General features: G+C 67.6%; 11 protein-coding genes. 1 reads left to right on the top strand and 10 read right to left on the bottom strand.

The window, feature by feature from the left end:
* Positions 1–235 precede the first annotated feature (235 nt).
* From ON30_RS28670 to ON30_RS28630, 10 genes are all read right to left on the bottom strand, one after another.
* On the bottom strand, positions 236–853 hold the full coding sequence (locus tag ON30_RS28670; RefSeq protein ID WP_040712309.1) for a tetratricopeptide repeat protein: 618 nt from the start codon (positions 851–853) through the stop codon (positions 236–238).
* 749 nt (positions 854–1,602) lie between these two features.
* Positions 1,603–3,039, bottom strand: a complete 1,437-nt coding sequence (locus ON30_RS28665; protein WP_040712307.1) for a serine hydrolase domain-containing protein — start codon at positions 3,037–3,039, stop codon at positions 1,603–1,605.
* Positions 3,040–3,222: 183 nt separating this feature from the next.
* Positions 3,223–3,918 (bottom strand): SDR family oxidoreductase, encoded by a 696-nt coding sequence (locus tag ON30_RS28660; RefSeq protein ID WP_306307400.1) that lies wholly within the window; start codon positions 3,916–3,918, stop codon positions 3,223–3,225.
* Positions 3,919–4,123: 205 nt separating this feature from the next.
* The gene (locus tag ON30_RS39535; protein ID WP_157183890.1) at positions 4,124–4,300 is read right to left on the bottom strand and encodes a hypothetical protein; all 177 of its coding nucleotides are present in this window, start codon (positions 4,298–4,300) and stop codon (positions 4,124–4,126) included.
* A gap of 25 nt (positions 4,301–4,325) precedes the next feature.
* Entirely contained in the window at positions 4,326–4,877 is a 552-nt protein-coding gene (locus tag ON30_RS36980) for an SDR family NAD(P)-dependent oxidoreductase (protein WP_281004759.1), read from the bottom strand.
* Positions 4,878–4,925: 48 nt separating this feature from the next.
* A complete protein-coding gene (locus ON30_RS28650; RefSeq protein WP_040712311.1) occupies positions 4,926–5,411 on the bottom strand; it encodes an SRPBCC family protein in 486 nt (161 codons plus the stop codon).
* A 67-nt stretch (positions 5,412–5,478) separates the two neighbouring features.
* Positions 5,479–6,861, bottom strand: a complete 1,383-nt coding sequence (locus ON30_RS28645) for a flavin monoamine oxidase family protein (RefSeq protein WP_040712305.1) — start codon at positions 6,859–6,861, stop codon at positions 5,479–5,481.
* A gap of 104 nt (positions 6,862–6,965) precedes the next feature.
* Positions 6,966–8,690: an FAD-binding dehydrogenase gene (locus tag ON30_RS28640; RefSeq protein ID WP_373282649.1), complete on the bottom strand. Its 1,725-nt coding sequence runs from the start codon at positions 8,688–8,690 to the stop codon at positions 6,966–6,968.
* A gap of 171 nt (positions 8,691–8,861) precedes the next feature.
* Positions 8,862–9,371 (bottom strand): carbohydrate kinase family protein, encoded by a 510-nt coding sequence (locus ON30_RS28635; RefSeq protein WP_245554262.1) that lies wholly within the window; start codon positions 9,369–9,371, stop codon positions 8,862–8,864.
* A gap of 274 nt (positions 9,372–9,645) precedes the next feature.
* The gene (locus ON30_RS28630) at positions 9,646–10,329 is read right to left on the bottom strand and encodes a hypothetical protein (protein ID WP_040712300.1); all 684 of its coding nucleotides are present in this window, start codon (positions 10,327–10,329) and stop codon (positions 9,646–9,648) included.
* A gap of 196 nt (positions 10,330–10,525) precedes the next feature.
* Here ON30_RS28630 and ON30_RS28625 point away from each other — a divergent pair.
* Positions 10,526–10,860, top strand: a 335-nt coding sequence (locus tag ON30_RS28625; protein WP_505805203.1) for an SGNH/GDSL hydrolase family protein, incomplete at its 3' end; no start/stop codon positions are given.

Raw genomic sequence — 10,860 nt, 5'->3', positions numbered from 1 at the left:
GTTAACTGGACAGACCCGATCACGTAGCGCGTCAGCTTGGTCGCCCGAGCGATGGGCGTGATCAAGGTTCGTCTGCGAGGCCCGGATGCCGAGAAGATCGACGTCGTGGCCGAACACAAGCACGGCGACGGGATGGTGTGGGGCGCGTCAATTCAAGCTGGATGGCGCGTTGATAGATGACGACATGCGCGGCAGGAGACCGTGCTCGATGCAGTCGCCCGGAGTCGGGTTTCCGCTACGCGTCCTGCGGCCCGCCCAGAGTGTCGGAATCGACACTAGGAGCCGTCGTCAACTGCTCGTACGCCCGCGCCTTCGATCGACGCGCCTGTTGGAGCGTGCGATCATAGGCGCCGGGAAGTTCCTCGACCAACTGCTCGAGCATCTCCACCGCCTCGACCGCGGCGGCCACACCGAGCCGCAGATCAGCGAGGTTTCCGGTCTCCACCGCAACCGCCGATAGCAGCCAAAGGGATTGCGCCAGAAAGAAACGAGAGGTAGACGAGGCGCTTTCGACTAGTTCCCGGTGCAGATCGACCGATTCCCGCGCCGGGGCCACCGCCTCCCGCAGATACCCCGCCTGTCCCGACCGGATCGCGAGAGTGCGCAAGGCGTGGGCGAGTTGGGGGTGGTGTGCTGTGGGGTCGGTGCGGGCGAGTTCGCGGTAGAGTTCGACCGCTTCTCGAGCCGGAGCCAGCGCGTCTTGCAGGTGTCCCGCAAACGCCAACCGGGTCGCGAGGGTGTCGAGTGCGTGAGTGAGTTTGGGGTGGTAGGTAGTAGTGGGCTCGGTGCGGGCCAGTTCGCGGTAGACGTCGACGGCGAGCCCGGTTGCGTGACATGCCGGTTTCCCAGACATGCGCCCATCTGGACACGGTTTCCAGAGCATACGTGCGGTGGTTTTGTGTCCGGAGGGGTATACATCCGCTAACCACACGGATCGACCTGTGGAAATGATCTGGCAAGCTGGCAATTGCACGGGCAGGCTGCACGGTGCGAACGGCATCGAACTGGGCGGCGCCAGCGGCGCGGTCGAACAGCGACGCGCTGCGCCGGCGGCAACACGATGTTACCGACCATGTCATACAGCGCCGGGCCGGGCATCATCGCACGGATCGGCAGGGTGAAGAGTTGTTTCGGCCGGTCCACGACCCGGTCGGGCAGCCACGGGCGCGCCGCGGCGGCTACCGCCGCGTTCCTGCGCGCGGTCCCCCTGACTCCGTACCCGAACGTCGCGCCCGAGCAGCTCTCGATCGGCCGGAGTCGTCAAGCGGCCGAGCCGTGCGGGACGCGTCTCGAAAGCTATTGTTCTGCAACGCAGTTGCGGCCACCGAGCAGGTGATCGGTGTGTTACCGGTCGATGATCTGCTGGCTGTCGAGTTGTTGGAGGCGTCGCAGCCAAGCGAAGTGGGCCTCGGAAACCGCTGGCAGGCTGGTGTGCACGGTCCGCTCGAGCATCGCGAGGTCGGATGTCGGATGTCGGATGAGCTTCGCGCGAATCGCAAGAATTCGTCTGGAGCGCCGGGCTGAGCCGCGAGGCGACCCTCGGTCAACCTCGCTGCTCCCTCGATGATGTCGACTGGGTGAAAATAGCAGGCAACGTGATTGTCACCACCGGATCAGTGCACCCACCGAGGTGGTTGTGGACTGCTCGGTAGAGGGCATGTCATTCGTCGTTGCCCTGACCGCCGAATTTCCCGTCGAGAGCGAACTGTACGGTGTGGGCGGTGCGCACGCCGGTGAGGCAGCCTGCGGGCTGACCGTGATGAACTGGTCCTGAAATCCACTGGCCTGGAAGCCATCCGGGGTGGCTCCGTTCCACCATTGGTAGCCGTAACCGCCCACAACGGAATCTCCGGCGTCGGCGGCGGGCGACATGCGGGTGGTCGCGGCGGTGACCCAGTTCGGGGACACCACCTGATGACCTTCGGGAGTGCGGCCGTTGTTGCGCATCAGCTCACCCAATCGCGCCAGGTCGCGAGTCCGGGCGAAAAGCGCCTGTGAGGCGATTGCGGCGCCTGTCCGGTCGGTCATGATGTCGGCCGGCGCCTCCATGCCGACGGGGCGCCACAACTGTTCTGAGAGCACTTCGTGGAAAGGCTGCTGATAGACGCTTTCGAGCAACCAGGCAAGCACCTGAGTGTTGGCGCTGTTGTAGTTGAACCGCACTCCCTGGGGTTCGATACGCGGCAGTGACTTCAGGAATTCGTTTCGGCTCCTGCCCAGTTGTCCGTTGCTGTAGTAATCCAGCGCGAGGTCGATCCATTGCAGGAATTGGTCGTTTTGTCCGATGTCCTCGGCGTGCTCGTCCCATCGCACCCCCGACCGCATTCGCAGCAGGTTCTCGATGGTCACGCCCTGCCACGCGGTGCCGTTCAGTTCTGGAACGTAGGTTTCGATGGGATCACCGAGCGAGCCGATCAGCCCCTGGTCGACAGCGATACCGACCAGTGTCGAGACGAAGGACTTGGTTGTGGACCATGCCTGATGTGCCAGATCAGCCGACCAGCCGTTCGCGAAATATTCGGCGACGAGCGAGCCGTTGTGCACGAATCCGATCGTGTCGGTCTCGGTATCGATGAGGAAATCGGCGACGGTTTTCGTCCGGCCGGACCGCTCGTAGGTCACCGCACGTAGGTCGACAGGGGTGATGGGCAGTGCCGAGACATACTCGCCCGCAGCGACCGGCGCGTGTGGGAGGACGATATCGGGTTTGACGACATCGATGGGCAAGGGGAGCAGGATCTTGTTGTTGGTCAGCACTTCTTGCACATAGTTCGACCAGTACTGCGGCGACGACAACTTGGCCGCCGAGCCTCCGGCAACGGCCGGAAGCGGTGGGACTCCGAGCAACTTGCCGCCCTGGACGGCGGCCAGGAATTCGGCGGCGTCGGTGAATGCGGGCGTATCCGGCGCGGATTCGGGTTGGTCGGCTACAGCGACCGCCCCGGGGACAGCAGTTCCGGCCAGCGCGAGGACAATCGCGACGAGGCCGTACCTGAGCGTACGTGTGCTGCCGGTGAACCAACCGATCGAACTGGACATGCGACCAGATTAACTGGTGCCTACTGTCCTGGTGTGAAGATCGGGTGAAGTCGGGCGGTGCCCGGCACATCGTCCGCTTCGGCCCCGACTTCGTTCGTTCCGGCTCGGGAGCCGGAACGAATCATGCGGAAATGGGCATGCGGCCATGGGGGACGGCCGGGAAGCGGGACGGAGCGGCGCCGGTTATTCCTGGTTCGCGAATCGGATGGCCCCGGCGTGGATGGTCGCGACGACGCCGCCGTCCATCAACAGATCCGACCCGGTGATGAAGCCCGCTCGCGGGCCGAGGAGGAATTCGGCGGCGGCGACCTCATCGGGGGTGCCGACCCGGCCTGTCGGGGCATTGGCGAGCATGTCGCGGTATCCCTCGCTGCCGGGACCGGTCATCTCGTCGCGTGCCAGCGGAGTCAGGATGATTCCCGGGCTCAGGCAGTTGATCCGCGCTCCCCGCGCGCCCCAGGTCATGGCGGCGGCTCGGACACGCAGGGTGTTGGCCCGCTTGGACATGCCGTAAGCCGCGCCGGAGTCGCCGACCGCATCGGGTGCCGGGAACGGCAGGGCCGGCAGTTCGGCGGCGGGGGTGTAGGCGAGGGCGTGCTCGATCTCGGGTGAGTACGTTCCGACCATATGTCCGGCCATACTCGCGACCACGATGCCCGCGCCGCCCGGTGCGATCACCTCCGCGAAGGCGTCGAGGACCAGCGCGGTGCCGAGCAGGTCGACATGGAGCACCCGTTCCACCGGGGCCTGCACCGGCGATACCCCCGCGGTGTGGATCACGTGGGTGACCGGACCGCCGAGGGTGGCGGCGGCTTCGGCCGTGGCGTGTACCGCGTCGGTGTCGGATACGTCGGTGATCCGCGCGACCGCTGCCCACACGCCTGGCTATCGCCGCGCCGATACTGCCGGCACCGATAATCACCACGACATCTTTGTTGTTATCGCTCATGCGACCACTCTATTAGCTAATTTGCGGCTATCGTCGGGGTTGGTCGTCGGCCGCCGATGTCGCCGACAATCGAGGCATGTTCCGAGGGCGCGGCCGAACGGCCCGAGTCAGGAGGTTCGGCGGTCGCCGGATCGGCTAGGTGCGCAGGTTCTGATATTCGGGTTCGATGCGCCGTACGACCCGGTAGAACAGTCGAGGTGCCAGCCGGTGCAGGGCGACGGCGAAATGCTCTGAGAGGCCGCCGATCACGATAAGACTGCGGCCGCGCTCGAGCGCGCGCACGGCTTTGCCCGCGAAGACATCGGCATCCATACCCTTCAGGCTGGCTTCGGAGTACTCACCGAAGGTCTTGCCGCTGGCCGTTGAGCGAATTGAGGGTTATCGGGGTCTTGATGTATCCGGGGGCGATCACCGATACTCGCAGGTCGGATCGTTCGGCTCGCAGTGCATCGTAGAACCCGAGCAGTGCGTGTTTGGCGGCGGCGTAGGCAGAGCTGCACTTGTCGCTGAGCAGTCCGTTGACGCTGCTGACGGCGACCACCTGCGCACCTGGCCGCAAGGAGGGCAGCAGTTCCAGGGTCAGGGCGATATTTCCGTAGTAGTCGACGTCGATGAGTTTCTGGTAGATGGACAGCGGCGTGTTGGCCACCCAGTCCTTGTAGTCGATTCCCGCGTTGTTGATCAGGACATCGACGTGGCTGGTCTGCTCCAGCACGGTCGCCGCGACACGCCCCGCGCCGTCGAAGTCGGTGATGTCGTAGACGACGGTGAGGCAACGTTCGGGTGCGGCCAATTCGCTGCGGACACGCTCCAGTTCCGCCGCGCGGCGCGCGCTGAGCACGACGTAGGCGCCGCGACGCGAATATTCTTTGGCAAGCGCTTCGCCTATCCCCGACGATCCACACCACCTGCTGCGACATACGGATATCCCTTTTTCTCATTCGCCCGGTGCGGATTCGGCGATCAGCAGATCGGACAGGTTCCGCATGGAGCGGCGCATTCCGGAGCGCAGGCCGGGCTTCTGGATACGGTCGATCAGGCGGCCGACCGCGCCGAGTCCGGGGCGATAGCTGACCTGGTAGGTCATCTCGGTGAGCAGGTTGCCGTCCACGTCGGTCAGCGGCCGGAACTCGAAGACATTCATCATGTCGCGCATCGGTTCGAAGCCGGTGCCCGTATCCACCCGCAAACGCTGAGGAACGATTTCCTGGACGGTCCAGATGGATCGGGTGGTGAGCGGTCCCAACGTCACATTGCGTTCGGAGTAGGTCTTGCCCACGGTGGCGGTGCCGTGGTGTTCGGTCACCTCGAGGACGGCGTCGGCCCATTCGGCGTAGCGGTTGGTCGCCGACACCACCTCCCAGACCCGCTCGACGCTCGCGGGAATCAGCGCCTGTTCCCGAACTGTCACCACTGTCGCCATGTTGTCCTTTCTGTCGGTGTCGATTTCGATGCGGGAGATCCCAAGACGCGGGTTGTCGCGCGGCACGTCATCGGTGTGTGGTCGGCGCGCGATCGGCCAGTACGTCGAGCGCGGCGCGCTCGCCGGAGCGTACGGCACCTTCCATGAAACCGTTCCAGTACGGGGACACCTCGGCGCCGGCCCAGTGAATGCGATCGAAGCGGCGGCCGAGCCAGAGGCCGAGTTCGGTGAGCACTCCGGGGGCCGCTACCGAGGTGGGGCCGCCGAGCGACCACGGTTCCCCGGTCCAGTCCTGTTCGAAGTACGCGGAAGGTCGCAGGGCGCGCGGTCCGAGCGCGGCTGCGAACGATCGCAGGACCGCCCCGCGCCGTTCGACCGGCCTGCGGGTCGACCAGGTCCGCCACGCCGCGCCGCCGAGGAATCCCATCAGCACACCCGGCGATCCGGACGGTGGAGTGTTGTCGAACATCGAGGCGATCGGCGATCCGGCCCGGAACACCGCGCTGCCGTTGAGTCCGTCCGCGCGCCAGAAGGGTTCGGGGTAGACGGCCTCGCATTTCATCAGGGTGCCGAAGGGCAGGCGTTGCAACAGCGCCTGGTGATGCGGGGGCAGCGGTGGATCCCAGTGCAGTCTGCTCGCGAGCATCGGGGGAATCGCCACGATCACCGTGGCGGCGCTCCATGTCCGGCTTCCGCTGAGCACCTTGGCCCGCTGGGCATCCTGGCGGATCGTGGTGACCCGGGTGGAGAGGACGACCCGATCGCCGAGTGCGGCGGCCAGCCGGATCGAGAGCTGTTGCGCGCCACCGATGAATCGGGATTCCTGCGCACCGCCCGCCACGCCGATGCCGCGGGCCAGCGTGCCGGGATGCGTCTCGTTGCCGAAGGTCGAGATGTACCAGAGCGCGAACAGCGCCGACGCTTCGCGCGCGGTGGTGCCGAACGCCGAGGCGAGGAATGCCTCGACCAAATCGATCGCACCGGTGCCCAGCGAAGTTCCGCGCAGCCAGCTCTCGAAGGTCGTGCCGTCGAGCTGATGGGCGCGGGGAGCCAGCCACGGTGTTTCCACCGGAATGCGCGCGGCGGCGCGGTCGATCCGGTTCATCGTGAGGCCGAGGCCGGGGAGGGCGGGCAGGTCGGGCGGAATGTCGCCGGAATAGCGCCTGCTCACCCCGGATTTGACGTAGATGCTGTCGCCGACCGTGTGCGCGGGGAAGATATCGACGCCGAGTTCGCCGGCCAGGCGCAGTACCCGGTCCTGGGTGGGGCCGATGAACTGCCCGCCCGCCTCCACCACCTGGCCGTCACCGAGATCGTGGTCGAGGGTGCGACCCCCCACCCGGTCGCGTGCCTCGAGTACCACCACATCCAGCCCCGCCGCGCGCAACCGGGTCGCGGCGACCAGCCCGGCCAGTCCGGCGCCCACCACTACGACGTCGTGCGTGCTCATCGGTTCTCCCTGTGACGGGCGGCCGTGGCCGCGTGGTCCCGTGCTCGCGCCCCGGATCGGGACGGTCGCGCTCGTGGTCGTTTCGCGGGCGCCGCGCTCGGTGATCAGGCGATCTCCGACGCCACGGCGCGTCCGGCCTGCCTGCCCGAGAACAGACAGCCGCCGAGGAAGGTGCCCTCGAGCGCCCGATAGCCGTGCACCCCGCCGCCGCCGAACCCGGCGACCTCACCTGCCGCGTACAGGCCGGTGATCGGGCGGCCCGAGGTATCGAGGACACGGCCGCCCAGATCGGTCTGCAGGCCGCCGAGGGTCTTGCGGGTCAGGATGTTCATGCGGATGGCGATGAGCGGACCCGCCGCCGGATCGAGGATGCGGTGCATCGGTACGGTGCGCGCGAGGCTGTCACCGAGGTAGGCCAGTGAATTCCGGATGCCGATGATCTGAGGGTCGGCGGTGCCGGGGTTGTCGATCTCGGCGTCACGTGCGCTGATCTGCGCGTGCAGATCAGCGGCATCGACGAGGTCGGTGCCCGTCAGGCGGTTCATGCCGGTGACGAGATCGGCGACGGTATCGGCGATGACGAAGTCCGCGCCCTTGTCCAGGAACGCGCGGACCGGTGGCGGGGTGTCGTTGACCACCCGGCTCGCCAGATAGCCGAGGAGATCCTTGCGGGTGAGCTCGGGGTTCTGTTCCGAGCCGGACAGCACGAATTCCTTGTCCACGATGCGCTGATTCAGCACGAACCACGAGTAGTCGTAGCCCGAGGCCATGATCAGTTCCAGTGTGCCGAGGGTGTCGTAGCTCGGGATACCGGGATTCGGGAACCGGTGGCCGCGGGCGTCGAACCACATCGACGTCGGGGCGGCGAGTACCCGGATGCCGTGGCCGGGCCAGATGGGAGAGTGGTTGGTCAAGCCCTCGGTGTAGTGCCACATCCGGTCCCTGTTGACCAGGCGGGCGCCCGCAGCTTCGCTGATGGCCAGCATCCGGCCGTCCACGTGGGCCGGTACCCCGGTGATCATATGCGCCGGTGCGGTGCCGAGGCGGGCGGGCCAGTTGGCGCGCACCAGGTCGTGATTGCCGCCGATGCCACCCGAGGTAACGATCACGGTGGGTGCGTTGAGCTCGAATTCCCCGACCGTGGTGCGTGAGCTCGGTGTGCCGCGCACCGCGTCGCTCGGTTCGAGCAGGCTGCCGTGTACGCCAGTCACCGCGCCGCCGGTGGTGATCAGTCCGTCCACCCGGTGGCGGAAGCGCAGCGCGATCTTCCCCTCGGCGGCGGCTCGGCGCACCAGTGCCTCGAACGGTTCGACGACGCCTGGACCGGTGCCGAGCGTCATATGGAAACGGGCTACCGAGTTGCCGGGGCCCGGCGCGATCTGCCAGCCCCTTTCGGCCCAGCCCACGATCGGTACCCAGCGCATCCCGAGGCCGGACAGCCACGCCTGCTTCTCGCCCGCCGCGAACTGCACATAGGCATCGGCCCAGCGGGCACCCCAGTAGTCCTCACCGAGCGGATCGTCGATGCCGCGGTCGAAGCCCGCGGTCGCGAACCAGTCCGACCGCGCGAGGTCGTAGGAGTCCCTGACACCGGCCAGCCGCTGTTCCGGTGAGTCGACGAAGAACAGCCCGCCCAGTGACCAGTGCGCCTGCCCGCCGAGGCTGCTGTCCGGTTCCTGGTCGAGTAGCAGCACCCGCCGTCCGGCCGCGACCAGCTCCGAGGTCGCGACCAGGCCGGCCAGCCCGCCACCCACCACGATCACATCCGCGTCCGGTGTGGCTCCGGCGCGACCCAGGCCGAAGTGGGGCAGGACGGTCGCGGCCGCGATACCGCCTGCGGCCGCGAGGACTGTGCGCCGCCGCACACCGGTATCGCGCTGTTGTGGAGGGGTCACACGTATTCCTTTGCCGAGTGGGTCGGACTGCCGGTGGTCGACGTTGCCGCGCGTGGTGTCGATCCTGGAGGTTTGCCGCGTGACCCTGCCGTCGGCTGTCACGCATCAGCAGGTAACCATGAAACTGGTCAGGTGTCCAGTTGAAGCGGTGGCGCTGTCCGGGAACGGTCGACAGGTGTCCGATCCGCGCCGACGGGCAACCATGCCGGAGGGGAGCTGACGGCATGCGCGATACACCGCCGGGTTCCGGCGATCGCGTCCACCGAACCGGTCGGACGCACCCGGCGCGCACCCGACTCGGACCGGGAGTGATATGTGTGGCAGGGCGTGGGACATCGTCAGCGCGGGTGTCGCCGCCGCGAACGCGTCGGCGGCGGCGAGGTCGAACTCGCCGTGGTCGGTGCCGAGCCCGCCGGCCACCAGCGCTGCTGTCGCGCCACCGAGTACGGCCGCCTGCCGGACCTCGCGACCGGTCGTCACGCCGACCAGGAAGCCCGCGGAGAAGGCGTCGCCGCATCCGGTGGTGTCGACCACCTCGGTGGCGAAGCCGGGGACGTGGGTGAGGGTGTCGCCCGCGGCGAGCAGCACGCCGTCGGCGCCCATGGTTGCGGCCACCAGGCCCGCCGAGATCGAGCAGGGTGCGGCAGGCGGCGGCGGACTCGTGTCTGCTACACGGCCCACGTCATCGCCGACGCGGCCCTGCAGGAGGCATTCCGGCTCGACCCCGCCGGTGTGATCCCGACCTGCTGCGCGAGACCACGACCGCGCTGCGCGGCTACATCGCCGCCTATACGAAGGAGAGCAACTCGTGAGCACATGATGTCGTCGTGGCCGGGGCCGGATCGTCGGCCCGACGATCGCGCCGACCGTCTGCGGCGACAGATGGCGATCAGCGCGGGTGATTTCCGCCGGTGGCGGCGACGGTGTCGAGCGTCGCGCGGGCTACTTCGGCCGTGGCGGCGCACTGCTGGGCGAGGGTGGCCCCGTCCGGGTCGTGCTGTGACGCGGTCCGGGTGAGGTTGACCAGCAGCGGCTGTGCCGAGCCGGTGTCGACCACCACCATGCACGCCGTCTTGGTGGTGGTACCCGCCAGACCGGCCGTCCACCGGCTTGCGACGCGAACCGCGTAGTACCTGCCATCAAGGATGAACCGCTCGAACAGCCGGGCCGAATCCTTGTCGACGGTGAGGGCACTGATACCGCCGGGGTCGATCACAGGATAGTCGCGCTGCCAGAACCGGGAGAAAGGCGTCCCCGCGGTGAGTATGCCGACGGTTTCGCCGGTGCCGGCGCGCACCCAGCAGCCGTGGCCCGGCACTACCGGGGTGGCCTCGTCGGTGGGCGATAGCGCCGCCGCGCGGCGGACGGGCGGGGTGAAGGCCAGACATTCGGTGCCGGGGGCGAGCACCGGCTCCCGGTCGTCCTGGAATCGCAGGCCGGGGTCGTCGACCGCGCCCAGTGCCGGTGCCGGGCTGGTGCTGGGATTCGCCGCGCTGTCGCAGGCTCCGAGTGCCGCGACGACGACAGCGGTCGCGAATGCGACGCCGACGCGGCGCGCGCGAGACGAGTTCATCCCCCGACCGTAGTCGTGTTCCCGGCCGTCGCGGCGCGAGCGTCATCCGGCCGTGCGATGCCGCGTTCGGTCAACTGCCACGACGAATCCGATGAGTTCGGCGTCGACCGGTCGGTACGGGGCAGAACCGGTCGGACAGTGGTGCCGAATCGGACAGTTCCGCCGATTCCTCGACGCGGCCGGTATCCCGGTATCGGTGGTCAACGCGGGGATCGGCAGCAACCGCCTGCTCACAGGCGGTGAGCCGCTGATGCTCGGCGCGAGCGGTGTGGCGCGGTTCGACCGTGACGCGCTCGCGATATCCGGTGTCGGTGCGGTGTTGGTTCAGGAGGGCATCAATGATCTGGGGATGCCACCGAATGCGGATGCCGCGTCGATGATCGCGGGATACGAGCAGCTGATCGCCGCCGCCCACGACCAGGGTGTCGCAGTGTGGCTGGGCACCTTGCTCCCCGCCTCCGACGCCCTGGTCGACGGTGTCGCCATCGCGCCGCGCAGCGAAGTGACCCGCCAGGAGATCAATGCCTGGAT

Origin of the sequence: Nocardia takedensis NBRC 100417, from assembly GCF_000308695.1 — a bacterium.
Classification (GTDB): Bacteria; Actinomycetota; Actinomycetes; order Mycobacteriales; family Mycobacteriaceae; genus Nocardia; species Nocardia takedensis.
Note: the sequence above shows the minus strand (reverse complement) of the source record. Positions and strands in the feature narration are given on the sequence as shown.